The organism is Streptomyces sp. NBC_00075 (genome assembly GCF_045041225.1).
Lineage (GTDB): Bacteria > Actinomycetota > Actinomycetes > Streptomycetales > Streptomycetaceae > Streptomyces > Streptomyces adonidis.
The window spans coordinates 7,244,173-7,270,765 of record NZ_CP108243.1 but is presented as its reverse complement, the minus strand read 5'-3'; the positions used below and the strand labels follow the sequence as shown (position 1 = coordinate 7,270,765).

The window sequence follows — 26,593 nt, the reverse complement described above, 5'->3', positions numbered from 1 at the left end:
ACAGACACGGCATCACCACTCCCACGCGTACTCCGCCCACACCGTCTTGCCCGGCCCGTCCGCGCGCGGGTGCCAGTCCCAGCGGGTGGCCAGCCGCGATACGAGGAGCAGGCCACGGCCCGTCTCCTCAGCGCCGCCGGTCTCCGGGACGGCGGTCGGGCGCCGGGGCAGCCGTTCGGCGCGGGTGTCGGTGACCTCGACGCGGACGGAACGGCCGTCGGCCACGGTGTGCACGCGGAGGTGGAAGTCCCGGCCGGGGACGTGACCGTGGAGTACGGCGTTGGCGGTGAGCTCGCCGACGATCAGTACGAGGGTGTCGTGCGCGTCGGTGTCGTACGGGATGCCCCACGAGTCGAGGCGCAGTGCCGTCAGGCGGCGGGCGAGACGGGCACCCCGGGGCGTGGAGGTGAAGCGCATCTCGAAGACGCGGGCGGGGGCGGCGAGTTGGGCCGCGCCGGTGGGGCCTGCGGGGGCTGCGGGGGCTGCGGGTTTGGTCGTCATACCGACAACGGTGTCGCCGGTCGCGTAGCGTGACCAGTGGTGACGCACCGACGTGAACCGACTGTACGCGCGGTGTACGTACGGGTACGAGGCGCGCGGCGTTACGGCGTCCGGCGGGCGGGCGTTGGGTTCGGGAGGCGGTGGGCGATGACCGAGGGTACGGCGGTTTCGGGGTCGGAGGCGAGGGGCGGGGCGCTTCCGGACGCCGGTGGCGAAGTCCCCGAGGGCGGCGGGGTGGTGAGCCTCGGGGACGGATGGGAGAACGACGACGAAGGTGGGCGGCGGCCGGAGGACGGCGCCGGGAAGGGCTTCGTCGTCGCCTTCGGGCAGACCATGAAGACGTGGCGGGTACGGGCGGGGATGGACCGGGAGGAGTTCGGACGCCGGATCGGGTACTCGGCGGCGACGGTGGCCTCGTACGAGCAGGGGCGGCGGATTCCGTCACCGAAGACGATCGACCGGGCGGACGAAGCGGTGGGCGCGGGTGGGTTGTTGAGCGTGTGGAAGGAGGAGGTGGAGAAGGCTCAGTATCCGGTGTTCTTCCAGGGGATGGCGGTGCTGGAGAAGGAGTGCCTTGAGCTGCTCATGTATGACACGCATGTTGTCAACGGCCTCCTCCAGAACGAGGATTACATGAGGTCCTTGCTCGCCATGCGGCGTCCGTCCCTGGACCAGGAGATCATCGAGCAGCGAGTAGCGGCACGGCTGGCTCGGCACGACATCTTCGACCGGCGACCCTCGCCACTGTTGAGCTTCGTGATGGATGAGGCGGTGCTACGGCACCGATACGGCGGCCAGGACGTGGTGCGGGGACAGCTGGAACATCTGCTCCTGATCGGCGAGAAGCGAAACGTCGAGATCCAGGTCATGCCGATCGACTGCGAGGACAACGCGGGCGTGAACGGGCCGTTCACGGTTGTCACGCGGAAGGACGGCAAGAAGTTCGTGTACGCCGAGACGCACGCCACCAGCGCGCTTGAGACCGACCCGGAACAGACGGTTCTCGCCGCCGCACGCTATGGGATCATCCGATCACAGGCTCTCACTCCGCGAGAGTCTATGAGGTTCATCGAAGGGTTGCTGGGAGAGCTATGAACAACGCTGAATCCTCGACCATCGCCTCCGGCCTCGCCTGGTTCAAGAGCAGCTACAGCGGAACCGAGGGCGGCCAGTGCGTAGAGGTCGCGGCCGGTACGGCAGTTGTGCACGTCCGGGACTCCAAGGCCGTGGCCGGGCCCGTGTTCACGGTGTCGCGTGAGGCGTGGGCGGGGTTCGTCGGCCGGGACGTCTGACGAACCCCGTTCACGCCTCACCAGCTCGCTCAGCCGGCCTCGGCAAGCAGGGCGAGCTGGGTCTGGACCAAGGCGGCCGGGTGGGTGAAGGCGTCCCCGGTGGCCTGGGAAGCCAGGTTCGTGGCGGGGAAGTAGCCGACCGTTCCGCCCTCCCGGACCACGACCACCCGCACCGGTCCGCTCACCCCGTCGACCTTGACGGCCAGGGTCGCCGCGATCACCTCGTCCGCACCGCCGGTACCGTCCGGCGCCGCCGCTTTCCGGACCTTGACGGTCTCCACCGGGTTCTCGCCCGCCACCGTGTACACGAACCCGCCCGCGCACTCCCGCACCGCCCGGCCGATCCCCGCCATCACGGCCTTCGCCGCCGCCTCCTGCCCGTATGAGGCCAGCGAGACGAAGGAGGTCGTCGCGTCCAGCGCCGCAGCCGCCACTTCCTCCTCCGACGGATCCGCCCCCAGCTCCACCCCGGACGTCTCCTGCGGCCCGATCCACATCCGCCGCACCACCGACACCGGCGCCCCCAGCACCGACCCGGCCTGCACCGCCGCCAACGGCGTGCACACCGCCTCCTTGGCGACCACCGTCCCGGCATTGGGGAAGTCCCGGTCCGACACCTGCGCCGTCACCGTCCCCCCGGCTACCGCCTGCCCATCCGCCAGCGCGACCGCCTCCAGCCCCTCCGGCGACAGAGCCACCGCCCCCGCGCCCCCACTTTCACCCTCACCCGCCACCGCCGACGCCGACACCTCCGCCTCCGCGGAGACAGCCGCCGCCACATCGTCACCGTCGTCCGGCTCGCCCCCGGAGCCCGAACACCCCGCCAGCAACGCCACCGTGAGCACCCCGGCCGCCGCAACTCCACGACGCCGCACAGCACTTCTCCCCATGACCCCGCCCCTCGCTCCCGCCACACCCCGTCCGCCGCCCACGCCCCGCACCCCGCACACGGCCGCCTGACGCGTCGACCCATGCGGGGGTGCGGTGCCGATCGGGTCAGGCCAGCTTGCCTGCCTGGGCGGTCACAAGGTCTGCCGGAAAGGTGAAGTCCTCGCCGGAGGTCATGGCCGCCACGTTGGCGACCGTGAAGTGGGCGAGGGTGGCCCCGTCGCGGAAGACGACCACCTTCCACGGGGCGTCGACGCCATCGATCGGGGTGACGGCGGTGAACGCGACCGCCTCTTCACCAGCCTCCGGCGCTGTGCCCTCGGTGACCTTGCTCGCGTCCAACTGCTCGGCGCCGACAGCCCACTGAAAGCCGCCCGCACACGCGGTGACGGCGTCGGTGACGGACTTCAACGCGGCGGTGGCGTCGGCGGCGCTAGCGTAGGAGGCGAGGGTCACCGTGCCGGTGTTGATGTTCAGTGCCGCTTCCGCGGAGGTGTCACCGCTGCTGTCTCCACCGGTCACCCGCCGGTGAGCGGTCGCCGCGGGCTCCCCCACCGCGGCCCCGGCCACCGCACGCCCCAAGGGCAGGCACTCCTCCCCGCTCACCTCCACCCCGCCCGCGGCCTTGATCTCGGCCTCGGCAGGTGTGCTCACCTCGTACCCGGTCAGATCCGCCTTCACCAGCGCCGCCGACTCCAACTGAGGGGTGGTCAGCGGCTTGACGGCGGAGGCGGCAGCGGAGGTCCCCTCGGCAGACGCCGACGGGGAGACATCGGCGGCAGCCGAGTCACCGCTGTCGGAGCCGCCGCATCCGGTGAGCACCGCAAGGGACACCAGGGCGCAAGCAGCCACGGCACCCGAACGGGCCCGGGCGATGGAACGAGATTGGCGTATACCCGAGTTGTTCACGATGTGCTTTGTTCACTTTCCCTGTCGTACTACCCATGACTGACACACCGCCAGCCAAGCCTGTTCCCACACCACGCCGCCCTTACGACAGCCCGGCCGACCGCACTACCGCACTACCGCACGTCGAGAAGTTCACGCCAGCGAACCCGCCTCTCCGAGATTCTCGGTGATCATCCCTCGGAAGAAGTCGGAGAAGGTTCGGTATCTTTCGATTTCCCCGCCTGCAAGCCAGATGACCGGGGCCAGGCGATTCGGCTCTTCACTGCGCGACATCACAAGGATGTCAATGTCTGCCCGTGACGCGCCGATAGGAATCAGGCGGGATGCGTTCGTTCCTCGCTCGATCTCCACCTCATCCTCGATCACACGCACCAGTTCTTCGGCCTCGGCGTAGACAGCGGTACCGAAGTCTGCCGTCCCGAAGAGGTCAATGTCCTGCAAGATGGCAGGCCAACCATCCGCATGCAGCAGGAAATCGGCATACTCGGGGTCCAGGGAGCAGTGCGTCACCGTGGTGATCTCCGCGATCCGCTCAGGCGCGGCCGGAGGCCGAGGCGCCTCATGGCGCCAGAGCCCGTCGCGGTCGCTGACCGCCAACCTGCGCTTAGCCGTTTCCATTTCCGCAAAAAGCGCCGACCAGTCAGGCACCGTCACCCCTGTTGTCCACCACTACGAACCTACTAGGACTGCACCCGTAGAGGGTCCGGCCGCCGTCGCGCGGCGCCGCTCGCTCGCTCGCTGCCTCACGAGCTAGTCACTCATCGAGTTCTGATAGCGCATCCATAGCCTAGCGATCCAAACGTTCGAACCATCCGGCGGCTGAGAGGAAACCGGCGACAATGGAGCCGATTCCACGATATGCAGTAGCGTCCAAGCCAATCCGAAGCATTCGTCATCACCGAAACATTCGATGAGGAGCGCGGCCTCTTCGTTCGTAACAGGCTTCTCGATCGCATGTAGCGCCTGAGTCATCCCCTCAAATGCCTCGTCACCTTCCTCAGAGTTGTCTTCCTCCGAGGGAAGCGGATGACCCAGCCGCAAGAATTCCCGAACCTGATCACTGACCACCAAAGCACCTCACCGCAACGGATATAGGCAGCGCGACACACTGCCCGATATTACGCCAATCAAGTACCCAAGATTCTCCTGATGCGCCTGACCGATAGCCGCGAGAAGCACTCCGAAACCGAGTCCAGCATCGAGACGTTGAGCCCTTCTTCTCGCAGGATCGTACGTACGGGTCATTCCGTCAATTCGATCGATGCAACGATATTTACGAATGCGCAGACAAAGATCTTGGCGACTTCCATCAGGACACAATCCTCACTCAGATGTTGGCGACCAGGAGGTGCCCCACGGCACCGACGGATGTCTACGCCCTTCAGAAGAAGGTCTTGTCCCAAGTTCCAGAAATCAGAGCCTGCATGGATTGCACAAACCCATTCCCGACATATTGGATTCCGGCATCCCCAGCGAGAAATACGTCTCCACCGTTCGCGATCAGGACCACCTCTTCGGTAGCGAACGCAGAGCCAATGGGCGTCAGCGGGCGCCCCACCCTCCGAGAAAACACGCGAATGTTGCCAGGGTAGAACGAAAGGGCTTCTTCTGCGTCAATTTGCACACTCACCTCCATCTCGCGATACATCCACGAAATGGAGCACTCTCGATATTCCTCGAGAAATTTACGCAGTTCCAGCCCTACCTCGTATCCAGCCTCTTCATAGAGCCTGGATACATGACCGAAAGAAGCTGGACCCAGGTCCACTCGGGATGCGTCGGGGAATGTGTCACGCAATCTCTGCTGCCGGGAAGTGTCATTGAACCCGCTCATCCGGTGAGCACATTCCCGACAGCGTCCGGCACCCACACCTGACAGTTGGGGCACATTTTAAACTTCTTTCCCTTCTGGTTGAGGGTGATGATATCCAGGTTCTCCAACGACGCTCCATCATTCAGAGCATTGGTGCACATGCGTGCCTCTGCGCACGCCGGGACTGTCAAGTTCCTGGTGTAACTGGCTTGTTGATGTTGGTTAGTTGATGTTGGTGTGTCGGGTCAGGCGGCCTTCGAAGGTGAGCTCGAAGGCGTTGAGGGCGGGTTTCCAGCGGCGGGCCCAGCGGGCTCTGCCGTCTCCCTTCGGGTCGAGCGCCGTGATCGCGAGGAACAGGCATTTGAGGGCGGCGGCCTCGCTGGGGAAGTGTCCGCGGGCCCGCACGGCCCTGCGCAGGCGGGCGTTGAGGGACTCGATCGCATTGGTGGAACAGACGACAGTGCGGATCTCCCGGTCGAAGCGGAGGAAGGGCACGAACTCAGCCCAGGCGTTCTCCCAGAGTTTGATGATCGCCGGGTATTTCTGTTCCCAGATCCCGGCGAAGCGGGCGAACTCCTCCAGGGCGGCGGCCTCGGAGACCGCGGTGTAGATCGGTTTGAGGTCGCGGGCCAGGGCGGCCCAGTCCTGGCGGCCGGCATAGCGGAAGGTGTTGCGGATCAGATGGATCAGACAGGTCTGCACGATCGCCTCGGGCCAGGTCAGATTGATCGCGTCGGGCAGCCCTTTGAGGCCGTCACAGACCACGATGCAGGTGTCGCGCACGCCGCGATTCTTGATCTCGGCGAGGACCCGCTGCCAGTACTTGGCGCCCTCGGCGCCGTCCGAGGCCCACAGTCCCAGGATGTCGCGTTCGCCGTCCACGGTGACTGCCAGTGCGATGTAGATCGCCCGGTTGGCGACCTGCCCGTCTCTGATTTTCACGTGCAGGGCGTCGATGAACAGGACCGGGTAGACCTCGTCCAGCGGGCGTTTCTGCCATTCCGCAAGGCGTTCGGAGATCTTGTCGGTGATCGTGGTGATGGTGGTCTTGGAGATCTCCGCGCCGTAGACCTCGGCCAGATGCGCGGAGATCTCGCCGTGGGTGAGGCCCTTCGCGGACAGCGACAGGATCAGGTCCTCCACCCCGGGCAGGCGGCGGGCGTGCTTGGGCACGATCGTCGGGCTGAAGGAGCCGTCCCGGTCCCGTGGCACCGCCACTTCGACCGGGCCGGACTCTGTGGTTACCGTCTTCGCGCGCCGGCCGTTGCGGGAGTTGCCGCCGTCCCGGCCCTCCGGCGCGTGTTTTGCGTAGCCGAGATGGTCTTCGAGTTCGCCCTCCAGGGCCGATTCCAGGACCAGCTTCGTCAGCTGCTGCAACAACCCGCCGGTCCCGGTCAGCGCCAGCCCCTCGGAACGGGCCCGGTCGGTCAGACGGCGGATCAGCTGGGCATCCAGCTCGTCATGCAACACGACCTCGGTGGGCTCAACACCATCCGCTAAGACATCATCTCATTTGGCGAGTCTACGGTAGCAGATGAGGGTGCAGGCGATGCTGGTGAAGGCCAGGAAGTGATCGGCTTTGCGCTCGTAGCGTCGGTGCAGTCTGCGGCATCCGGCGAGCCAGGACATCGTGCGTTCTATGGTCCAGCGGTGGCGGCCAAGGCGGGTCGAGGACTCGATGCCTCTGCGGGCTATGCGGTGCCGGATGCCGCGTCCGCGTAACCATCGCCGCAGATGGTCGTAGTCGTATCCCTTGTCGGCGTGGAGTTTGGCCGGCCTGCGCCGTCGGCGTCCGCGCCGGGAGCGGATCGGCGGTATCCCTTTCACCAGCGGGATCAGCGCCTGGCTGTCGTGCAGGTTCGCCCCGGAGATCCCGACGGACAGGGGCAGACCGGTCCGCTCGGTGATCAGGTGGATCTTCGAGCCGTACTTGCCTCGATCCACAGGATTCGGGCCTGTCAGCTCCCCTTTTCAGGGCCCGCATGTTGACGGAGTCGATCGCACAGCGGGACCAGTCCAGCTCGCCGCGGGAGCCGAGTTCGTCGAGGACCAGGCGGTGGAGCTTGGCCCACACCCGGGCCTTCGACCACTCGGCAAAGCGCCGGTGAGCCGTCGCTCCCGACGGACCGAACGACGCGGACGGCAGCTGCTGCCACGTGCAGCCCGACGTGGCCACGAACACGATTGCCGCCAGTACCTCCCGGTCACCATGCCGACGCCGACCGCCGCCCTGAGGCCGCGACGGCGCCTCCGGCACCACTCGCTGGAACAGCTCCCACAACTCATCCGGCACCAGCCGCTCAACGATCGAAACCACGACGGACAGGCTACCGAACCAAATGAGATGACGTCTAAGTCGCGTGGCTCGCTTGGCTGTTCGGGCATCAGGGACCTCCTCAGATCCCGCCGTTACACCAAGTACGGTACAGACCCTCCTCAAACGCCGGACAGGCTGAGTAGCTCAGCCTGTCCGGCGTTTGAGGACGAGGCCCCTTCAGGGCCGTAGCGGGGGTCTGGGGGCGGCAGCCCCCAGGGATGGGACGGGTAGGGGCGGCGGGGGCGAGACAACAAGACCTCAGCCCCCCAACCGCTCCAGCACCCCCCGCCGCCACCGCTCCGTCTCCGCAACCTGGTTGAACGTGAACAGGTGCAAGCCCGCCACCCCCGCCTCAGGCGCCGTGAGCACTCCCTCCGCCCGCGACAGCAACCGCTCCGGCGAGTACCCCCCGGGCGCCGCGAACCGCAGGAACCACGACGCGTGCTTCGTCAGAAACCGCGTCGACTCCCCCACGCCGATCTTCGTGGCCATCGACAGCAGCTTGGCCCGCTGCACAGGCCCGGCCACACCCACGTACACAGGCAGGGAGACATCCCGCCCCCGTATACGACCCACCCACTCCCCCAGCACCCGCGCGTCGAAGCACAGATTGCTCACGATGTACGTCGCATGCTCGCGCTTGTCCCACATCGCCTGGATGGTGACGTCGTCGTGGATGAGCGGATGGCTCTCGGGATACCCGGTCACGCCGACATGCGTGAACGGACTGCCCAGCTCGCCCAGCCGCCGCAGCACCGGCAGCGCACCCTCGTACGCCCCGGCAGGCGGATCCGAGTCCCCCGCCGGGACGAAGACGTCGTCGACCCCCACCTCCCGCAGCCGGTCGACGACGTCCTTCACATGGACGTCGTCCCGCAGCAGCCGCGCAGGCACATGCGGGACGACGCGATAACCGTGTCCCGCCAGCCGCCCGGCCAGGTCGAGGGTCGGTTCCAGCCCCTTGACCGGCGAGGCCGTCACCGTGACGACGACCTCGCGCGGAACATGGGCCAGAACCTTGTCCTCGGTGGCCTTGGCGGGCAGCACCTCGTACCGGACCCGCTCCAGCAGCTCCCGGAGCCCCCGAAGCCCAGACGCGGCCAAGGTCTACCCGGCCTGCTCTTCGTCACGGAGGCGGTAGTACGCCGCCTTCGAGGCCGGCAGCGGCTCCTTGCCGAGGATCAGATCGGCGGCCTTCTCGGCGATCATCATCACGGGCGCGTAGATGTTCCCGTTGGTGACGTACGGCATCACCGACGCGTCCACGACCCGCAGCCCCTCCACCCCGTGCACCCGCAGACTCTCCGGGTCGACGACCGCCATCTCGTCCGCCGCGGGCCCCATCTTGCAGGTGCAGGACGGGTGCAGAGCCGTCTCGCCCTCCTTGGCGACCCAGTCGAGGATCTGCTCGTCCGTCTCCACCTGGGGCCCCGGCGAGACCTCCCCGTCGTTGTACGGAGCCATCGCGGGCTGGTTGAGCAGCCTGCGCGCCACCCGGATCGCCTCGACCCACTCCCGCCGGTCCTGCTCGGTGGAGAGGTAGTTGAAGCGCAGCGCGGGATGCTCGCGCGGGTCCTTGCTCTTGATCTTCACCGAGCCGATGGCGTCGGAGTACATCGGGCCCACGTGCACCTGGTAGCCGTGGCCACCCGCCGGTGAGGAGCCGTCGTAGCGGACCGCGATGGGCAGGAAGTGGAACATCAGGTTGGGGTAGTCGACGTCCTCGTTGCTGCGGGCGAAGCCCCCGGCCTCGAAGTGGTTGGTGGCGGCCGGCCCCTTGCGGAAGAGCCACTGGAGCCCGATGAAGGGGGCACGCCACTTCGCCATGTACGGCTGCATGGACACCGGCTGCTTGCAGGCGTACTGGACGTACACCTCCAGGTGGTCCTGCATGTTCTCGCCGACGCCGGGGAGATCGTGGACGACGTCGACGCCCAGCGCCGCCAGCTCTTCGGCGTTGCCGACGCCCGACAGCTGGAGCAGCTGCGGGGAGTTGATCGCGCCCCCGCAGAGGATGACCTCCTTGGCGCGGACCTGCTGGACCGGCCCCCTGCCCCGCTGGTACTCGACCCCGACGGCCTTCTTGCCCTCGAAGAGCACACGCGTGACCAGAGCCCGCGTCTTCACCGTCAGGTTGGGCCGCTTGCGGACGGGCTTCAGGTACGCCTTGGACGCCGACAGCCTCCGCCCCCGGTGGACGTTCCGGTCGAACTTGGCGAAGCCCTCCTGCCGGTACCCGTTGACGTCGTCCGTCGCCGGGTACCCCGCCTCCACGGTGGCCTTGAGGAAGGCGCCGAAGAGGGGGTTGGTGGCCGGGCCGCGTTCGAGGACGAGGGGGCCGTCGTGGCCGCGGAACTCGTCGTCGGGGTCGGCGGCGAGACAGTTCTCCATGCGCCGGAAGTACGGCAGACAGTGCGCGTAGTCCCACTTGTCCATGCCGGGATCGGCCGCCCAGCGCTCGTAGTCCATGGGGTTTCCGCGCTGGAAGATCATGCCGTTGATGCTGCTGGAGCCGCCGAGGACCTTGCCGCGCGCGTGGTAGATGCGCCGGCCGCCCATGTGGGGTTCGGGCTCGGACTCGTACTTCCAGTCGTAGAAGCGGCTGCCGATGGGATAGGTCAGGGCCGCGGGCATCTGGATGAAGACGTCCCACGGGTAGTCGGACCGGCCGGCCTCCAGGACCAGTACCCGGTTGGCCGGGTCCGCCGAGAGCCTGTTGGCCAGTGCGCTGCCGGCCGATCCGCCGCCGACGATGACGAAGTCGTATTGCAGGGGAGCCATGATCTCTCGTCTCGCTCGCGCCGTAGATACGCGACGCATGCTAATCCAGTAGCGCTATACGCACCAGGTTGCGGGACACGCAACATGCAAGGTCTTGGTTTCGTAGCCGTTACCGGAAGGGGCGTTTTTTACTGCGCGTATAGTTTCGTTGTGAGCAACCACAGCACAGACACCGAAACGTCCAATTCACCGGCCGGCGGAGTGCAGTCGGTCGACCGCGCGATCAGCGTTCTGGAGATCCTCGCCCAACGCGGCGAGGCAGGCGTCAGCGAGGTCGCTGCCGAGATCGATGTTCACAAATCGACCGCGTTCCGGCTGCTAGGCGCGCTGGAGGCACGTGGTCTGGTGGAGCAGGCGGGCGAGCGCGGCAAGTACCGCCTCGGCTTCGGCATCGTACGGCTGGCGGGTGCGGTCACGGGGAGCATCGACATCACGCAGCAGGGCCGCCCGGTCTGCGAGCAGCTCGCCGAGGAGATCGGCGAGACCGTCAACATCGCCGTGCTTCAGGAGCACTACGCCGTCAACCTGTTCGAGGCACGCGGCCCCGGAGCGGTCAGCGCGTACAACTGGGTCGGCCAGCTGACCCCGCTGCACGCCACCTCCAGCGGCAAGATCCTGCTGGCCCACCTGCCCTCCAAGGAGCGCGCCGCGCTGCTGAACGGGGCCGGCCTGAAGAAGGTCACCCCGCACACGATCACCGCGAAGTCGAAGCTGGAGAAGGATCTCGCGGAGGCTCGGGAGCGGGGGTATGCGTGGACGCAGGAGGAGCTGGAGGTCGGGCTGCATGCCATGGCGGCGCCGATCCGGGACCGGGACGGGGTGGTTGTGGCGGCGGTGAGTGCGTCCGGGCCGTCGTACCGGTTTACGACGGAGCGGTTGCATGAGTTGGCGCCACTGCTGGTGAAGGGGGCGGCGGAGATCAGTCACCGGATGGGGTATCTGGGGTGAGTTTGTTGGCTGCGGGCCCGGTGGGGGCTGGTCGCGCCCCGCGGCGGAGCCGCAGATCAGATACAGCCCCGCGCCCCTGACGGGCGCTACCGCGCCCCCAGCCGTTCGTTGACCCAGTCGTGGAAGGCACCTATGTGGTGCTCACTCGGCACCAGCACGCCCCCCTTCGCGTAGAGCCGGGAGCTCATCCCTGGCTGGGTGCGTTCGCAGGCCTCGAAGTCCTGGCGGTTGACGCGGTCGAAGAGTTCCACGGACCGGCTGACGTCCTTGCCGCTCTCGACGACGTGCGGGAGGTAGAGCCAGTCGCACTCGACGATCGTGCGGTCGGCGGCCACCGGGTACATCCGGTGGAAGATCACATGGTCGGGTACGAGGTTGATGAAGACCTGCGGTTTGACGGTGATCGCGTAGTAGCGGCGGTCCTGGTCCTCGGCGACGCCGGGGATGCGGTCGAGCCCCTCGGAGCCGTCGATCGTGAACCCCTGGACCTCCCCGCCGAACTCGGCGCCGTGGCCGACGTAGTACTGGGCGGCGTAGCCGTCGGCGAACTCGGGGAGCACCTCGGTGAGTTCGGGGTGGATCGTGGCGCAGTGGTAGCACTCCATGAAGTTCTCGATGATGAGCTTCCAGTTGGCCTTCACGTCATAGACGATCCGTTTGCCGACCGAGAGGTTGTCGATGTCGTAGTGCTCGATCGACTCGACGTCACCGAGCCGGCCGATGACCTCGCCGATCACGTCCTCCTCGAAGGAGGGCGGGTTCTCCGCGAGGCACACCCAGACATAGCCGAGCCACTCCCGCACGGCCACGCTCACCAGGCCGTACTCGGTACGCCCGACATCCGGCATCTTGGTCAGGTTGGGCGCGGCGACGAGCTTGCCGTCGAGGCCGTACGTCCAGGCGTGGTACGGACACTGGAAGGCCCGCTTGACCTCGCCGGTCTCCTCGGTGCAGAGCTTGGCGCCGCGATGCCGGCACACATTGAAGTACGCGCGGATCGAGTTGTCCCGCGCCCGAGTCACCAGGATGCTCTCGCGGCCCACGTCGACGGTCCGGAACGCACCGGGCTTCGCCAGCTCGGACGCACGCGCGACACAGAACCACATGGTCTCGAATATGCGCTCCTGCTCCTGCGCGAAGATCCCCGCGTCCGTATAGGAGGAGCCGGGGAGGGTGGCGATCAGACTGTCGGGCAGACTGGTCGAGGTCACGGTGCACTCCTCGGAGAACGTCGTCATCATGGATCGATCAACTCTGTGTGGGGCAGCGCCCCTGTATGACGGGCAGCCCTACCTGATGGCGGGCAACGCCCCGCTTGATGTCGGGTAGCGCCCCGCCAGGGGCGCACCCGACAGGGGCGCGGGGAACTGCGCGAGAAGCCCCACCGGCCCGCAGCCAAATTCACCGCACAACCGGCAGAGCCAACTGCTTGCGCCAGCGCACAAAAAGCCGTGGCTGATTCATCCCAAGAACGGCAACCGGCTCCCCACCCCGCCGATAAACGGCAAGGACATTACGGTCACCAACAGCCCCTTCCTCGACCGTCACACTGTCAGCGACCCCCGCGAACCCGGCGAACTGAATCTTCACCCCGTACTGATCCGACCAGAAATAGGGCGGCCGAGGCACCCCCGACTCCACCGCCCCGCCCGCCAACAACACGGCCACCGCGGCAGCGGCCCGCTCCACCGCCCCGGTCCAGTGCTCCACACGACGATGAACGCCCGCCCGAGGGTCGTACCAGTTGGCACAGTCACCAACCGCGACAACCCCCGCCAGACTGCTACGCCCGTCCGCCCCGCACTTGACCCCGTTGTCGAGAACGACCCCGGACCCGTCCAGCCACTCGACGCAGGGCCGCGCCCCCACCCCGACGACGACGATGTCGGCGGGAACACTGCGCCCGTCGTCCAGCAGAACAGCGTCCACCTGCCGTTCCCCACTCAGCCCCTTCACGCCCACCCCGCACAACAGCCGTACGCCGTGGTCGGTGTGGAGGCCGGAGACGACGGCGCCCATGGTCTCGCCCAGAGGGCCGGCCAGCGGTGTCGGGGCGGCCTCGATGACCGTGACGTCGAGGCCGAGGGCGTACGCCGTGGAGGCGACCTCGGCGCCGATGAAGCCGCCGCCGATCACCACCAGGCGTCCACCGCGGGCGAGTTCGTCGCGCAGGGCGCGGGCGTCGTCGAGGGTGCGCAGGGTGTGCACGCCGGTGAGGCCCTCGGCCCCGGGCAGGGTGCGGGCGGCGGCGCCGGTCGCGATGACGATGCCGTCGGCGCGCACCTCCCGGCCGTCGGCGAGGCGGACGGACCGGTCGGTGCGGTCGAGGCCGGTGGCGCGGGTGCCGAGCAGCCACTCCGCGCCGAGGTCCTCGCCGTCCGTCTCCAGTCCGAGGTCCGCCTCGCCGAGGGTTCCGGCCAGGAACTCCTTGGACAACGGCGGTCTGTCGTACGGGCGGTGCGTCTCGTCGCCGATGACGACCAGCCGTCCGTCGTAGCCCTGCTTCCGGAGGGAGCGCGCCGCCGACAGTCCGGCCAGCGAGGCGCCCACCACGGCCACTGTCCTCACGCGGGACCCCCGGCGAGCCGGGCGGCGACGCAGGGCGGGAGGTTGGGGGCGTCCGTGGACACCCGTACGTAGATCATGCCGTCCTCGACGACGACCTCGTGGGTCCGCACCGGCAGCTTGGCCGGCGGGGAGTCCACCGCGCCGGTGCGCAGGTCGAACTTGGAGGCGTGCAGCGGGCATTCCACCTCGCAGCCCTCCAGCCAGCCGTCGGCGAGCGAGGCATCCTGGTGGGTGCAGGTGTCGTCGATGGCGAAGACCTCGCCGTCGTCGGTGTGGAACACCGAGACGGGCGGGTCGATGTCGAGCCGGAAGGCCTCACCTCGCGGGAGATCCGCGAGACGGCACGCGGGAATCATCATGACACCTCGGTGCGTATAGCGAAACGGATTGCGGTAAGCGCAACGTCAGTTTGAGGGCGCCCAGAACCCTTGTCAAGAAGTCCAGGGACCGGGATGAGCCAACTCACGAGTTGCGCAATGGACAACACACATCACATTGCACAACCTGAAACCAAGCGAGCCCGATGCCGGAATGAGCGCTTCAGCGCAGCTCAGACGGACATCGGGCAGCAATGGACCCCAGGGGGCGGGGCGTACGGATCGCCGGACGGGCCGGACGGTCAGAAACCTCGGTCGATCCACTCCTGGAGGTGCGGCGCCTCGGCGGCGACAGTGGTCGTATCGCCGTGCCCGGTGTATACGACCGTGTCGCCCGGCAGAGTCAGCAGCCGACCCTGGATCGAGTCGACGATGGTCGGGAAATGGCTGTACGACCGTCCCGTCGCCCCCGGACCGCCCGCGAACAGCGTGTCACCGCTGAAGAGGGCGTTCAGGGCGGGCACGTACAGGCAGACCGCGCCCGGCGCATGACCGGGCGTGTGCAGCACGGTCAGTTCGACCCCGGCCACGGTGAGGACCTGACCGTCGGCCAGCTCGCCGTCGGGCGCGCGCTCCGGGTGGGTCTGCTTCCACAGCGGCAGGTCGTCGCCGTGGAGCAGGATCGGGGCGCCGGTGCGCGCGGCGAGTGCGGGGGCCGCGTCGATGTGGTCGTTGTGGGCGTGGGTGCACACGACGGCCCGGAGCGTACGGCCGCCGAGAGCCGCCGCGATGGCGTCGGCGTCATGGGCGGCGTCGATGACGATCGCCTCGTGGTCGTCGCCGACGATCCACACGTTGTTGTCGACGTCCCAGGTGCCGCCGTCGAGCGAGAACGTGCCCGAGGTGACAAGGCATTCGATGCGGACGCTCATCACAGCACCACCACGGAACGCAGCACATCGCCACCGTGCATCCGCTCGAACGCCTTCTCGACGTCGTCGAGCGCGATGGTCTCGGTCACGAAGGCGTCCAGCGGGAGGCGGCCCTGGAGGTGGAGGTCGATGAGCATGGGGAAGTCCCGGGAGGGCAGGCAGTCGCCGTACCAGGAGGACTTCAGCGAGCCACCGCGCCCGAAGACGTCGATCAGCGGAAGCTCCAGCTTCATGTCGGGTGTCGGTACGCCGACCAGCACCACCGTGCCCGCGAGGTCACGGGCGTAGAACGCCTGCTTGTAGGTCTCCGGGCGGCCGACCGCCTCGATGACGACGTCGGCGCCATGGCCGCCGGTCAGCTCCCGGATCGCCTCGACGGCGTCGGTCTCCTTGGAGTTGACCGTGTGGGTCGCGCCCAGCGTGCGGGCGGTGGCGAGCTTCCGGTCGTCGATGTCGACGGCGATGATCTTCGCGGCGCCGGCGAGGTTGGCCCCGACGACCGCAGCGTCCCCGACCCCACCGCAGCCGATGACGGCGACCGTGTCACCACGCCCCACGTTGCCGGTGTTGATGGCGGCACCGATGCCGGCCATCACCCCGCACCCGAGCAGCCCGGCGACAGCGGCCGAGGCGGCCGGGTCGACCTTGGTGCACTGCCCGGCCGCGACGAGGGTCTTCTCGGCGAAGGCACCGATACCCAGGGCCGGGGACAGCTCGGTGCCGTCGGTGAGGGTCATCTTCTGCTTGGCGTTGTGCGTGTTGAAGCAGTACCAGGGCCGCCCGCGCAGACAGGCCCGACAGTTCCCGCACACGGCACGCCAGTTGAGGATCACGAAGTCACCGGGGGCCACGTCCGTGACCCCCTCCCCGACCGACTCCACGACCCCCGCCGCCTCATGGCCGAGCAGGAAGGGGAAGTCGTCGTTGATCCCGCCCTCGCGGTAGTGCAGGTCGGTGTGGCAGACCCCGCAGGCCTGGATCTTCACCAGTGCCTCGCCCGGACCGGGATCGGGCACGAGGATCGTCTCCAGGCTGACGGGGGCGCCCTTCCCCCGGGCGACGACAGCACGGACCTGATGAGTCATGGCCACTCCTCGGCTGGTACAACCTGGATGTTGCTCATTGCGGCACACATCTCATGTGCCGCAACACAGCATCGTGGAGCGCCAAGCAGCGGTCAAGAATGCTGGAGCTTCCTCAGACGTTCCTCCGGTACTGCCCGCCGATCTCGAAGAACGCCTCGGTGACCTGGCGCAGCGTGCACACCCTGGCGGCGGCCATCAGCGCCTCGAAGGCGTTCTCGCCGCCCACCGCGGCCTCCTTCAGCCGGGCGAGCGCCTGCGCGGCCTCCGCACCGTGCGCGTTCTGGAAGTCACGGACGCGCGTGAGCTGGGACTCCTTCTCCGTCTCCGTGGCGCGGGCCAGCTCGACCTCGTGAGGCGTCCCCTCGCCACCGGGCCGACGGAAGGTGTTGACCCCGATGATCGGCAGCGAGCCGTCGTGCTTGCGCTGCTCGTACAGCATCGACTCGTCCTGGATGCGCCCGCGCTGGTACCCGGTCTCCATCGCGCCCAGCACACCGCCCCGCTCGTTGATGCGATCGAACTCGGCGAGCACGGCCTCCTCGACCAGGTCGGTGAGCTGGTCGATGATGAACGACCCCTGGAGCGGGTTCTCGTTCATGGCGAGCCCCCACTCCCGGTTGATGATCAGCTGGATGGCGAGCGCCCGCCGCACGGACTCCTCGGACGGGGTGGTGACGGCCTCGTCGTAGGCGTTGGTGTGCAGGGAGTTGGCGTTGTCGTAGATGGCGATGAGCCCCTGGAGGGTGGTGCGGATGTCGTTGAAGTCCATCTCCTGGGCGTGCAGGGAACGGCCCGAGGTCTGGACGTGGTACTTCAGCTTCTGGCTGCGCTCGTTGGCCCCGTACCGCTCCTTCATCGCGACGGCCCAGATCCGCCGCGCCACCCGCCCCAGCACGGAGTACTCCGGGTCCATCCCGTTGGAGAAGAAGAAGGAGAGATTGGGCGCGAAGTCGTCGATGCGCATGCCCCGCGCCAGATAGGCCTCGACGTACGTGAACCCGTTGGCGAGGGTGAAGGCGAGCTGGCTGATCGGGTTCGCCCCGGCCTCGGCGATGTGGTAGCCGGAGATGGACACGGAGTAGAAGTTGCGGACCTTCTGCTCGATGAACCACTCCTGGATGTCGGCCATCATCCGCAGCGAGAACTCGGTGGAGAAGAGACAGGTGTTCTGCCCCTGGTCCTCCTTGAGAATGTCGGCCTGTACGGTCCCACGCACGTTCGCGAGGGCGGACGCCCGCAGCTCGGCGGCCTCCTCGCCCGAAGGATCGCGTCCTTCGGCCGCGCGGAACTTCTCGACCTGCTGATCGATGACGGTGTTGAGGAAGAAGGCGAGAACGGTCGGCGCGGGCCCGTTGATCGTCATGGACACGGAGGTGGTGGGAGCGACGAGGTCGAACCCGTCGTAGAGCGCCTTCATGTCGTCGAGGGTGGCCACGGAGACCCCGGACGTGCCGACCTTGCCGTAGATGTCGGGGCGTTCGTCGGGGTCACGGCCGTAGAGGGTGACGGAGTCGAACGCCGTGGACAGCCGGGTGGCCGGCTGCCCCTCGGACAGCAGCTTGAGGCGCCGGTTCGTACGGAACGGATCGCCCTCCCCGGCGAACATCCGCGCCGGGTCCTCGCCGTCCCGCTTGAAGGGGAACACCCCGGCGGTGAACGGGAAGAGACCGGGCAGGTTCTCCCGCCGCCAGAACCGCACCAACTCCCCGTGATCGGTGAAGGCGGGCAGCGCGACCCGGGGGATCTTGTTGCCGGAGAGGGACTCCCGGTTCAGCTGTGTACGGATCTCCCGGTCCCGTACCTTCACCACCTGCTCGTCCCCTGAGTACGACGCCACGACCGCGGGCCAGTTCTGGATCTGGTCCCCGATCTCGGGCGGAAGGGCCCGGCGGGCGTCGGCGAGCAGCGCTCCGACGCCCTCCCCGTCGGCGCCGGCCTCGACCAGCTCACCCATGACGGCATCCAGCCGCTGCACGCGCCGGGCCGCCTCGGCGAGCGTCTCGGTCCGGGCGTGATAGGCCCGTACCGCCTCGGTGATCTCGGCGAGGTAGCGCACGCGCTCGGCGGGCACGACGCGCCGGATACCGGAGGAGTGCCGCACGGCGACGGGCGCCAGGGCACCGTCGGACAGGGGCAGCCCCCGCTCACCCAGATCGGCCTTCAGATACTGGTAGAGCGCGGTGACACCGTCGTCGTTGAAGGTGGCGGCGGAGGTACCGAACACCGGCATGTCCTCGGGCTTCTGCCCGAACGCCTCGCGGTTGCGCACAAGCTGACGCCCCACGTCACGCATCGCGTCCTTGGCCCCACGCCGCTCGAACTTATTGATAGCCACGACATCGGCGAAGTCGAGCATGTCGATCTTCTCCAGCTGCGAGGCGGCGCCGAACTCCGGCGTCATCACATACATCGAGGTGTCGACGTACGGCACGATCGCCGCGTCGCCCTGGCCGATACCGGGCGTCTCCACGATGACGAGATCGAACCCGGCGGCCTTGATCACATCGATGACATCGGACAGATGCTCGGGCAGCTCACGACTCCCCCGCGTGGCCAGACTCCGGAAGAAGACCCGACTGCCGTCCAGGGAGTTCATCCGGATCCGGTCGCCGAGCAGCGCCCCGCCGCCCCGGCGCCGGGTGGGGTCGACGGCGATCACGGCGATCCGCAGCTTGTCCTGCTGGTCGACCCGGAACCGCCGTACCAGCTCATCGGTCAGCGAGGACTTCCCGGAACCACCGGTACCGGTGATACCGAGCACGGGCGTGACCCGCGCGGCAGCGGCGGTACGCACCTGCTCCAGCAGCTCGGCGGGCAGCTTGCCCAGTTCGGCGCCGGTGATGGCGCGGGCGATGGCGAACCGATCACCGGTGAGCACGGCGGCGGCGTCAACAGCCTTGCTGTCCCAGAGATCGAAATCGCAGTCCTTGACGACCGAGTTGACCATCCCGGCGAGCCCCATCCGCTGCCCGTCCTCGGGCGAGAAGATGGTGACACCGCTCCGCCGCAGCCGGGCGATCTCGTCGGGCACGATGACACCGCCCCCGCCACCCACCACCTGGATGTGCTCGGCCCCCTGCCCCCGCAGCGACTCGACGAGGTACTCGAAGTACTCCACATGCCCGCCCTGGTAGGACGACACAGCGACACCGTGCGCGTCCTCTTCGAGCGCCGCGTCCACGACCTCCCGCACCGACCGGTTGTGCCCCAGGTGGATCACCTCGGCGCCCTGGGACTGGAAGATCCGCCGCATGATGTTGATCGAGGCGTCATGCCCGTCGAACAGCGCCGAGGCGGTGACCAGCCGGACGGGGTGCACGGGACGGTGGAGATCGTTCACAGTCATGCCTTCCCATTTACTTGGACGTCCTAGTAAATAGGATACTAGGACGTCCAAGTAAGTGATGGGGAGACGACGCGCCCCCGATAGGGGCGCGAGGAACTGCGCGACCAGCCCCCACCGACCCGCACCGAACAACCCACCTACCCGGCGGACCTCTCAGCCCCAGCCCTCAGGCCATCCATGACAAGGTCGAACAGCCGACCGGCCCGCGACTCCCACTCCCCGTCCGGATCCAGCTGCCAGATCCCGGCGATGGCGAGGATGAAGTCGTCGGCGGTCACGCCAGGACGAATGGCGCCGACGGCATGATTCGCATCGAGCAGAAGTTCGATCGCGTCGACGACCAGCGAATACCCCGGCCGCTCCGGCCCCCCGGTCACACCGATGGCCTGCCGCAGCGCGTCGGCCAGCCCCGCCTTGGCCATGGCGAAGCGAGCGAGACCGTCCATCCACTCACGCAGAGCCACCACGGGCTCCCGCACGCCGAGCAACTCGGTCGCACTGTCGGTGAGCTGCCGCACCTCGTGACGATGAACCTCCAGAACAAGCGCCTCACGGCTGGGAAAGTTCCGGTAGAACGTGCCCTGCCCGACACCCGCCTTCTTGGCGATCACGCTCAGCGGGGCGTCTGCATCGACCGCCAGCTCAACCAGAGCGACCTCCAGAATCCGCTCACGATTGCGCTGCGCATCAGAGCGCTGGGGCCCACCGTTCCTGACTTCCACGACCCCCAAGATAGCTGGCCCGCACTTCAGCCCGTCCGGCGCTCGAGGACGAGGCAGGCCCGAGCATTTCAGCCCGTCCGGCGTTTGAGGACGAGGCCGTTCAGGCCGAAAGGGGGGTCTGGGGGCGCAGCCCCCAGGGATGGGAACGGGTAGGGGCGGCGGGGGCGAAAAACCCACCCCCATGTGCCGCACGCCATTATGCAACTAGTTGCAAAACAACCCCCACGTCCCCTACAAAAGAACAAACCCAACCCCACCCCCGGAGGCCCCCATGAGCCCATACCCCCACCTCCTGACCCCCCTGAACCTCGGCTTCACCACCCTCCCCAACCGCATCCTCATGGGCTCCATGCACACAGGCCTGGAAGAAACCGACCACGGCTTCGAACGCATGGCCGAGTTCTACGCCGCCCGAGCCAGAGGCGGCACCGCCCTCATCGTCACCGGCGGCATAGCCCCCAACGACGCCGGCCGCCCCTACGAAGGCGGAGCCAAACTCACCACCGACGCCGAAGCCGAACAACACCGCACCATCACCACCGCCGTACACCGCGAGGGCGGAAAGATCGCCCTCCAGATCCTCCACTTCGGCCGCTACGCCTACCACCAGAACCTCGTGGCCCCCAGCCCCCTCCAGGCCCCGATCAGCCCCTTCCCCCCACACGAACTCACCGACGCCGAGGTCGAACAGACCATCGCCGACTACACCCGCACCGCCGTCCTCGCCCGCCGGGCCGGCTACGACGGCGTAGAGATCATGGGCTCCGAGGGCTACCTCATCAACGAGTTCATCGCCACCCAGACCAACCACCGCACCGACCGCTGGGGCGGCTCCTACGAGAACCGCATGCGCTTCCCGGTCGAGATCGTCCGCCGGGTACGCGAAGCAGTCGGCGAGGACTTCATCCTGATCTACCGCCTGTCGATGCTGGACCTGGTCCCCGGCGGCTCGACCCTGCCCGAAGTGATCACGCTCGCCAAGGCCGTCGAGACCGCCGGAGCCACGATCATCAACACCGGCATCGGCTGGCACGAGGCCCGTATCCCCACCATCGCCACCTCGGTGCCGCGCGGCGCGTACACCTGGGTGACGAAGAAGCTCATGGGCGAGGTCGGCATCCCCCTCGTCACCACCAACCGCATCAACACCCCGGAACTCGCCGAGCAGTTGCTCGCCGAAGGATGCGCGGACATGATCTCCGTGGCCCGCCCGATGCTCGCCGACCCGGATTTCGTGAACAAGGCCGCCGCCGGGACGCCCGAGGCGATCAACACCTGCATCGGCTGCAACCAGGCCTGCCTGGACCACACCTTCAGCGGAAAGATCACGTCCTGCCTGGTCAACCCACGCGCCTGCCACGAGACGGAACTGATCCTCTCCCCCACCCGCCTGCGCAAACGCGTCGCGGTGGTCGGTGCGGGACCCGCCGGACTCGCCTGCGCCGTCTCCGCCGCCGAACGCGGACACGAGGTCACCCTCTTCGACGCCGCCCCCGAGATAGGCGGCCAGCTGAACGTCGCCCGCAAGGTCCCCGGCAAGCAGGAGTTCGACGAGACGATCCGCTACTTCCGCCACCAGCTGGCCGCCCACGCCGTGGACGTACGCCTCAACACCCGAGCAACCGCAGACGACTTGACGGCGGCCTACGACGAGGTAGTGGTGGCCACCGGAGTGACCCCCCGCACCCCCGACATCCCCGGCGTCGACCACCCCAGCGTCGTCGGCTACCTGGACGTCCTGCGTGACAACGCCCCCGTCGGCGACCGCGTCGCGATCCTCGGCGCCGGCGGCATCGGCTTCGACGTCGCCGAGTACCTCACCGACACCGGCGACAAGACGCACGAGGACCCGGCGGCGTACTTCCGCGCCTGGGGCGTCGACATGGACCACCGCACCCCCGGCGGCCTCACCGCCCCCGAGCGGACCGCCCCGCCGCGCACCGTCCACCTGCTCCAGCGCAAGGCCACCAAGGTCGGCGCGGGCCTCGGCAAGACCACCGGCTGGATCCACCGCGCCGAACTCAAGCACCGGGGTGTCACCATGACCCCGGGCGTCGAGTACGACCGTATCGACGACGCCGGACTCCACCTCACCGTCGACGGCACCAGCACCGTCCTCCCGGTCGACACCGTCGTCCTGTGCACCGGCCAGGACCCGCGCCGCGACCTGTACGACGACCTGCTGGCCGCCGGACACAGCGCGCACCTGATCGGCGGCGCCGACGTGGCCGCCGAACTGGACGCCAAACGCGCCATCAAGCAGGGCACCGAACTGGCAGCGACCCTCTAGGAGCCCTGACATGTCACTCCCGCACGCGATCCTCACCGCCCTGCTCGAAAAGCCGTCCTCGGGACTGGAGTTGACCCGCCGCTTCGACAGGTCGATCGGCTATTTCTGGTCGGCGACGCATCAGCAGATCTACCGCGAGCTGGGCCGACTGGAGACCGAGGGACACATCCGCGCCCTGCCCTCCGAGCAGCCGACCCGCGGCCAGAAGAAGAGCTACGAGGTCCTGCCCGCGGGCCGCGAGGAACTGGCCCGCTGGACCGCCGCAGCCCAGGACCCCAAGCCGTACCGCGACACCCTGCTGCTGCGCCTGCGGGCCTCGGCGGTGGTCGGCACGGAGGGCATCGAGGCCGACCTGCGCCGCCATCTCGCCCTGCACCAGCGGCAACTGACGGAATATCAGGAGATCGAGAAGCGGGACTTCCCACCCGGTACGACCGACCCCCAGGACCGGCTCCAGCACCTGGTCCTGCGCGCGGGCATCGACCTGGAGACCTTCTGGACCCAGTGGCTCACGCACGCCCTGACGGAGTTCGCGGAACTGCCCGACGACCGCCCTACGGAGTGAGCACGACCTTCCCGGCGATGGTCCCCGACTCGGCGAGCCGCATCGCTTCGGCGGCGCGGACGAGGGGCAGCCGGGCGGCGACCTCGGCGGTGACGTCACCGCTGCGGAGGGCGGCGAAGAGCTGGGTGAGGTCGGCGTGCAGCCGGGTCCTGAACCGGTTCTTCGCCAGGGCGCGGCCGGCCCAGACGTTGTAGAAGTAGGCGCGGCGGCGGTTGGGCAGCGCGTTCCACACCCACACCCGGCCGAGCAGCTTGAGCACCGGCCACTGCTTGGAGCCCTCGGCGTCCCGCGTGGAGGCGCTGCCGTACGAGACGAGCGTGCCGCCGGGTGCGAGGAGCCGCCAGGAGTCGGTCACGCTGCGCCCGCCGACGTGGTCGAAGACGGCGTCCACTCCCCCGGGGGCGAGTTCGCGGACCCGGGCGGCGACGTCCCCGCTGCGGTAGTCGACGGGGACGACACCTCGGGCGCGCAGGGCTTCGTGGTGCCGTACGGACGCCGTACCGATCACCTTCACGCCCGCCGCGTGGGCGAGTTGGACCAGGACCGTGCCGACGCCACCGTTGGCACCGTGCACCAGGACGGTCTGCCCTGCGCGGACGCGGGCCTTGCGGTGCAGCATCTGCCAGGCGGTGATGCCGTTGAGCACGACCGTCTCCGCCTCCGCCGCGCCGACCCCGTCGGGCACCGGCACCACGTCCGCCGCGTCGACGAGCACATGACTGGCCCAGCCGCCGACCTTGAGCAGTGCGGCCACCCGGGTACCGGCCAGGTCCGGCTGGACGCCCTCGCCCGTGGCGATGACGGTGCCGACGAGGTCGTAACCGGGCACGAAGGGGAACGCCGGCTGGTCGTAGTACCGGCCGCGGCGCATCTGCTGTTCGGCGAAGGAGACACCGGTCGCCTCCATCCGGATCACGACCTGCCCGGGACCGGCGGTGGGCACGGCTCCGTGCCGGACCTCCAGCCCTTCCGGCTCCACCTTGCCCGGCAGAACGACCTCGACGAGTTCTTCTGTGCCCATGACGGCCTCCATGACCAGTTTCCTGTTATCGCGTTGGTTAGAAGTTATAACTCAATGGATGTGAGTGTCAATAACTTGAGTGATAACCTCTAACCATGACCGAGACCCCGCGCGAGCGCTACCGCGCCCAGGTGCGTACGGAGATCAAGGAACGGGCGTGGGAGCAGATCGCCGCGGCGGGGGCGTCCGCGCTCTCCCTCAACGCCGTCGCCAAGCAGATGGGCATGAGCGGACCCGCGCTCTACCGGTACTTCGCCGGGCGCGACGAGCTGATCACCGAGCTGATCAGGGACGCGTACCGAAGCCTCGCCGACGCCCTCCGTACGGCCGCCGAGCCCGGCCCCGACCTGGCCGCGCTCGCCCACGCCCTGCGCGAGTGGGCCCTGGCCGACCCCCATCGGTACTTCCTCGTGTACGGCACACCCGTGCCCGGCTACCACGCGCCCGACGACATCACCGGGATCGCGTCCGAGATCATGACGACCCTGCTCGACGCCTGCGCCGCGCTGCCCCCCGCCGGCCCCGGGACCCCGTTCGACGCCCATGTCGAGGACCACCGGAAGTGGGCGGCCGGCCACCCCGCACCGCCCGCGGTCCTCCGCCGGGCCCTGGTCTGCTGGACCCGGCTGCACGGCGTCCTGTCCCTGGAACTCGCGGGCCACTTCACCGGGATGGAGTTCGACCCGGCCCTGCTGTTCGCGGCCGAGGTGGACGAGTTGCTCGCCTGAGGACGGGCGGGAGAACAGCAGAGCGCCCTGTGTCCGAGGCAGAACCTCGGACACAGGGCGCTCGCGCAAGCCGGCCCGACAAGATCGACCGGCCCAATCGGCCTAAGTGGGTGGGCAGTTGGTCCTCAGAGCCGGAACACATCGAGGAAGGAGCTCCAGAATCCCTTCTTGCGCTGTTCCTGACGGGCCGCCGGGGCCGCCGCCGGCTGCGGGGCCGGACGGTGCACCGGGTCCGCCGCCGCGGGCATCGGGGCCTGGTTGCGCAGGGCCGCCGCGATCCGGGTGGCGGGCGTCGGGCTGAACCGCACCGGCAGAGTGGCGAGCGCGCGGTGGAAGGGGCCGGGGCGCCACATGAGGCTGTCCTGCGGGACCGCGAGGGTCAGGTCGGGCAGCGCGTTGAGGACCTTCTCGATCGCCGTGAGCGCGATGACCAGGGCCGGGTCCTTGGCGGGGCAGGCGTGCGGGCCCGCGCCGAAGGCCAGGTGGGCGCCCTTGCTGGCCATCTGCCGGGCCTCGTTGAGGGCCGGGTCGCTGTTGGCGGCGGCGAAGCTGATGACGACCGGCGTGTTCGCGTCGACCGGTACGCCGCCGAGGTCGACGTCCTGCATCGGGTAGTGCGTCGCGTAGTTGGCGATGGGCGGGTTGTTCCACAGCACATGGTCGATGGCTTCCTCGACCAGCATGCCGCTGCCGCGCTCCGAGGGGTTGTCGGACAGCAGCAGGAGCAGGGAGCTGGCGATGAGGTTGCGCTGGGGTTCCAGACCCGCGCCCATCAGCACGATGAGCTGGTCCCGGAGTTCCTCGTCGTTGAGGCCCGCGGGGTGCTGGATCAGCCAGGAGGTCACGTCGTCGCCGGGCTCGCGGCGCTTGAGCGTGATCAGCTCCTGGAGGCAGGTGGCGACGATCTCGATGCCCTTGATGGCGTCGTCCTGGCCGTCGAACATGGCGGACATACCGGTGTTGAGGCGGTCGCCGATGTCGGCCGGGCAGCCGAACATCTTGTTGAACAGCAGCAGCGGGATCAGCTTGGCGTAGTCGTTGAGGAGGTCGGCCCGGCCCCGCTCGCTGAACTGGTCGATCAGATAGTCGGCGATGGGCTCGACGTCCCGCCGGATGCGGCTGATGTTCAGCTTGGCGAGGCTCTCGGTGACGGCCTTGCGCAGCCGCAGGTGCACCGCGCCGTCGGTGAACAGGACGTTGGGCCGGTACGCCATCATCGGCAGGACGGGGCTGTCCAGGGAGATGCGGCCCTCGTTCAGGGCGGCCCAGCGGCGCGAGTCACGGGCGAACAGGGTGGTGTTCTGGAGCACCCTGAGGGCCATCTCGTGCTGGACGACGAGCGTGGCGTCCACGCCCGGTGCCAGCTCGACGGGTGCCGCCGGGCCGTGGGCGCGCAACTTGTCGTAGATGCCCTGCGGGTCGGCGGCGAAGTCGGCGCCGTGCATGGGGCATCTGGCGGGAGCGCTCGGCGTGGCACCCGCGTGCTGTATGTCCATGGAGGTTCCTTTGGGTTCCCCGCGCCTCGGGGGCGGGGGACGGGGGTGAGGAGATCGTCCGGACCCCCTGTGCG

At 68.3% G+C, this 26,593-nt stretch carries 25 protein-coding genes; 6 read left to right on the top strand and 19 right to left on the bottom strand.

Features of this window, described 5'->3' with window-relative positions:
* Window positions 1–12: 12 nt before the first annotated feature.
* Complete coding sequence (locus OG787_RS31895; RefSeq protein ID WP_405537411.1) at window positions 13–501, bottom strand: ATP-binding protein; 489 nt, start codon at window positions 499–501, stop codon at window positions 13–15.
* Window positions 502–648: 147 nt separating this feature from the next.
* Here OG787_RS31895 and OG787_RS31890 point away from each other — a divergent pair, with 147 nt between their 5' ends.
* Window positions 649–1,596, top strand: coding sequence for a helix-turn-helix domain-containing protein (locus OG787_RS31890; protein WP_405537410.1), 948 nt, complete (start codon window positions 649–651; stop codon window positions 1,594–1,596).
* Entirely contained in the window at window positions 1,593–1,793 is a 201-nt protein-coding gene (locus OG787_RS31885; protein WP_405537409.1) for a DUF397 domain-containing protein, read from the top strand. Before OG787_RS31890 ends, OG787_RS31885 begins: the two co-directional genes overlap by 4 nt.
* Before the next feature lie 29 nt (window positions 1,794–1,822).
* On the opposite strand, the gene OG787_RS31880 is transcribed toward OG787_RS31885, so the two are convergent.
* The 9 genes from OG787_RS31880 to betA all read right to left on the bottom strand — a co-directional run bounded on the left by OG787_RS31880 (window position 1,823) and on the right by betA (window position 10,501).
* Complete coding sequence (locus OG787_RS31880) at window positions 1,823–2,683, bottom strand: hypothetical protein (RefSeq protein WP_405537408.1); 861 nt, start codon at window positions 2,681–2,683, stop codon at window positions 1,823–1,825.
* A gap of 106 nt (window positions 2,684–2,789) precedes the next feature.
* Window positions 2,790–3,533 (bottom strand): hypothetical protein, encoded by a 744-nt coding sequence (locus OG787_RS31875; protein WP_405537407.1) that lies wholly within the window; start codon window positions 3,531–3,533, stop codon window positions 2,790–2,792.
* A gap of 189 nt (window positions 3,534–3,722) precedes the next feature.
* Window positions 3,723–4,244 carry an SMI1/KNR4 family protein gene (locus tag OG787_RS31870; protein WP_405537406.1) on the bottom strand — a complete coding sequence of 174 codons (522 nt, stop codon included), beginning with the start codon at window positions 4,242–4,244 and terminating at the stop codon, window positions 3,723–3,725.
* A 96-nt stretch (window positions 4,245–4,340) separates the two neighbouring features.
* Entirely contained in the window at window positions 4,341–4,658 is a 318-nt protein-coding gene (locus OG787_RS31865; RefSeq protein WP_405537405.1) for a hypothetical protein, read from the bottom strand.
* 313 nt (window positions 4,659–4,971) lie between these two features.
* On the bottom strand, window positions 4,972–5,424 hold the full coding sequence (locus tag OG787_RS31860; protein WP_405537404.1) for an SUKH-3 domain-containing protein: 453 nt from the start codon (window positions 5,422–5,424) through the stop codon (window positions 4,972–4,974).
* Window positions 5,425–5,625: 201 nt separating this feature from the next.
* Window positions 5,626–6,870, bottom strand: a complete 1,245-nt coding sequence (locus OG787_RS31855; protein ID WP_405537403.1) for an IS256 family transposase — start codon at window positions 6,868–6,870, stop codon at window positions 5,626–5,628.
* A 42-nt stretch (window positions 6,871–6,912) separates the two neighbouring features.
* Window positions 6,913–7,711 (bottom strand): IS5 family transposase gene (locus OG787_RS31850; RefSeq protein ID WP_405540650.1). Its coding sequence is split into 2 segments (ribosomal slippage): window positions 6,913–7,366 and window positions 7,365–7,711, totalling 801 coding nucleotides; the frame shifts between segments, so codons are not numbered across the junction.
* Between the two features lie 267 nt (window positions 7,712–7,978).
* Window positions 7,979–8,824 (bottom strand): 5,10-methylenetetrahydrofolate reductase, encoded by an 846-nt coding sequence (locus tag OG787_RS31845; RefSeq protein WP_369036123.1) that lies wholly within the window; start codon window positions 8,822–8,824, stop codon window positions 7,979–7,981.
* Between the two features lie 3 nt (window positions 8,825–8,827).
* Window positions 8,828–10,501, bottom strand: a complete 1,674-nt coding sequence (gene betA / locus OG787_RS31840; protein WP_405537401.1) for a choline dehydrogenase — start codon at window positions 10,499–10,501, stop codon at window positions 8,828–8,830.
* A gap of 201 nt (window positions 10,502–10,702) precedes the next feature.
* On the opposite strand from betA, the gene OG787_RS31835 reads away from it, so the two are divergent.
* The gene (locus OG787_RS31835; RefSeq protein WP_369036128.1) at window positions 10,703–11,449 is read left to right on the top strand and encodes an IclR family transcriptional regulator; all 747 of its coding nucleotides are present in this window, start codon (window positions 10,703–10,705) and stop codon (window positions 11,447–11,449) included.
* An 86-nt stretch (window positions 11,450–11,535) separates the two neighbouring features.
* On the opposite strand, the gene OG787_RS31830 is transcribed toward OG787_RS31835, so the two are convergent.
* From OG787_RS31830 to OG787_RS31800, 7 genes are all read right to left on the bottom strand, one after another.
* Window positions 11,536–12,660, bottom strand: a complete 1,125-nt coding sequence (locus tag OG787_RS31830) for an aromatic ring-hydroxylating dioxygenase subunit alpha (RefSeq protein ID WP_369036121.1) — start codon at window positions 12,658–12,660, stop codon at window positions 11,536–11,538.
* Between the two features lie 190 nt (window positions 12,661–12,850).
* Complete coding sequence (locus OG787_RS31825) at window positions 12,851–14,017, bottom strand: NAD(P)/FAD-dependent oxidoreductase (RefSeq protein WP_405537399.1); 1,167 nt, start codon at window positions 14,015–14,017, stop codon at window positions 12,851–12,853.
* Entirely contained in the window at window positions 14,014–14,376 is a 363-nt protein-coding gene (locus tag OG787_RS31820; protein ID WP_319207347.1) for a bifunctional 3-phenylpropionate/cinnamic acid dioxygenase ferredoxin subunit, read from the bottom strand. Before OG787_RS31820 ends, OG787_RS31825 begins: the two co-directional genes overlap by 4 nt.
* A gap of 260 nt (window positions 14,377–14,636) precedes the next feature.
* Window positions 14,637–15,266: an MBL fold metallo-hydrolase gene (locus OG787_RS31815; RefSeq protein WP_405537397.1), complete on the bottom strand. Its 630-nt coding sequence runs from the start codon at window positions 15,264–15,266 to the stop codon at window positions 14,637–14,639.
* Window positions 15,266–16,351, bottom strand: coding sequence for an S-(hydroxymethyl)mycothiol dehydrogenase (locus OG787_RS31810; protein ID WP_405537396.1), 1,086 nt, complete (start codon window positions 16,349–16,351; stop codon window positions 15,266–15,268). The genes OG787_RS31815 and OG787_RS31810 overlap by 1 nt, the downstream gene beginning before the upstream one ends.
* Before the next feature lie 112 nt (window positions 16,352–16,463).
* Window positions 16,464–19,691: a fused isobutyryl-CoA mutase/GTPase IcmF gene (icmF, locus tag OG787_RS31805; RefSeq protein ID WP_405540649.1), complete on the bottom strand. Its 3,228-nt coding sequence runs from the start codon at window positions 19,689–19,691 to the stop codon at window positions 16,464–16,466.
* Window positions 19,692–19,834: 143 nt separating this feature from the next.
* The gene (locus OG787_RS31800) at window positions 19,835–20,419 is read right to left on the bottom strand and encodes a TetR/AcrR family transcriptional regulator (RefSeq protein ID WP_405537395.1); all 585 of its coding nucleotides are present in this window, start codon (window positions 20,417–20,419) and stop codon (window positions 19,835–19,837) included.
* Window positions 20,420–20,690: 271 nt separating this feature from the next.
* Here OG787_RS31800 and OG787_RS31795 point away from each other — a divergent pair, with 271 nt between their 5' ends.
* Together OG787_RS31795 and OG787_RS31790 are read left to right on the top strand one after the other, a co-directional pair.
* Entirely contained in the window at window positions 20,691–22,709 is a 2,019-nt protein-coding gene (locus OG787_RS31795; RefSeq protein ID WP_405537394.1) for an FAD-dependent oxidoreductase, read from the top strand.
* A gap of 10 nt (window positions 22,710–22,719) precedes the next feature.
* Window positions 22,720–23,274, top strand: a complete 555-nt coding sequence (locus OG787_RS31790) for a PadR family transcriptional regulator (RefSeq protein ID WP_405537393.1) — start codon at window positions 22,720–22,722, stop codon at window positions 23,272–23,274.
* On the opposite strand, the gene OG787_RS31785 is transcribed toward OG787_RS31790, so the two are convergent.
* Window positions 23,264–24,295: a medium chain dehydrogenase/reductase family protein gene (locus OG787_RS31785; RefSeq protein WP_405537392.1), complete on the bottom strand. Its 1,032-nt coding sequence runs from the start codon at window positions 24,293–24,295 to the stop codon at window positions 23,264–23,266. The two genes, OG787_RS31790 and OG787_RS31785, sit on opposite strands and share 11 nt — an antisense overlap.
* 95 nt (window positions 24,296–24,390) lie before the next feature.
* On the opposite strand from OG787_RS31785, the gene OG787_RS31780 reads away from it, so the two are divergent.
* Window positions 24,391–25,023 carry a TetR/AcrR family transcriptional regulator gene (locus OG787_RS31780; RefSeq protein WP_369036113.1) on the top strand — a complete coding sequence of 211 codons (633 nt, stop codon included), beginning with the start codon at window positions 24,391–24,393 and terminating at the stop codon, window positions 25,021–25,023.
* A 125-nt stretch (window positions 25,024–25,148) separates the two neighbouring features.
* Here the strand turns inward: OG787_RS31780 and OG787_RS31775 are convergent, their stop codons facing one another.
* Window positions 25,149–26,468: a cytochrome P450 gene (locus OG787_RS31775; protein ID WP_369036126.1), complete on the bottom strand. Its 1,320-nt coding sequence runs from the start codon at window positions 26,466–26,468 to the stop codon at window positions 25,149–25,151.
* Window positions 26,469–26,593 lie beyond the last annotated feature (125 nt).

Excerpts from the sequence above, each read along its gene's own strand:
- OG787_RS31895 (WP_405537411.1), bottom strand. The coding sequence starts at position 501 with ATGACGACCAAACCCGCAGCCCCCGCAGCCCCCGCAGGCCCCACCGGC.
- OG787_RS31890 (WP_405537410.1), top strand. The coding sequence starts at position 649 with ATGACCGAGGGTACGGCGGTTTCGGGGTCGGAGGCGAGGGGCGGGGCG.
- OG787_RS31885 (WP_405537409.1), top strand. The coding sequence starts at position 1,593 with ATGAACAACGCTGAATCCTCGACCATCGCCTCCGGCCTCGCCTGGTTC.
- OG787_RS31880 (WP_405537408.1), bottom strand. The coding sequence starts at position 2,683 with ATGGGGAGAAGTGCTGTGCGGCGTCGTGGAGTTGCGGCGGCCGGGGTG.
- OG787_RS31860 (WP_405537404.1), bottom strand. The coding sequence starts at position 5,424 with ATGAGCGGGTTCAATGACACTTCCCGGCAGCAGAGATTGCGTGACACA.
- betA (WP_405537401.1), bottom strand. The coding sequence starts at position 10,501 with ATGGCTCCCCTGCAATACGACTTCGTCATCGTCGGCGGCGGATCGGCC.
- OG787_RS31820 (WP_319207347.1), bottom strand. The coding sequence starts at position 14,376 with ATGATGATTCCCGCGTGCCGTCTCGCGGATCTCCCGCGAGGTGAGGCC.
- OG787_RS31815 (WP_405537397.1), bottom strand. The coding sequence starts at position 15,266 with ATGAGCGTCCGCATCGAATGCCTTGTCACCTCGGGCACGTTCTCGCTC.
- OG787_RS31810 (WP_405537396.1), bottom strand. The coding sequence starts at position 16,351 with ATGACTCATCAGGTCCGTGCTGTCGTCGCCCGGGGGAAGGGCGCCCCC.
- OG787_RS31795 (WP_405537394.1), top strand. The coding sequence starts at position 20,691 with ATGAGCCCATACCCCCACCTCCTGACCCCCCTGAACCTCGGCTTCACC.
- OG787_RS31790 (WP_405537393.1), top strand. The coding sequence starts at position 22,720 with ATGTCACTCCCGCACGCGATCCTCACCGCCCTGCTCGAAAAGCCGTCC.
- OG787_RS31785 (WP_405537392.1), bottom strand. The coding sequence starts at position 24,295 with ATGGGCACAGAAGAACTCGTCGAGGTCGTTCTGCCGGGCAAGGTGGAG.
- OG787_RS31780 (WP_369036113.1), top strand. The coding sequence starts at position 24,391 with ATGACCGAGACCCCGCGCGAGCGCTACCGCGCCCAGGTGCGTACGGAG.
- OG787_RS31775 (WP_369036126.1), bottom strand. The coding sequence starts at position 26,468 with ATGCACGGCGCCGACTTCGCCGCCGACCCGCAGGGCATCTACGACAAG.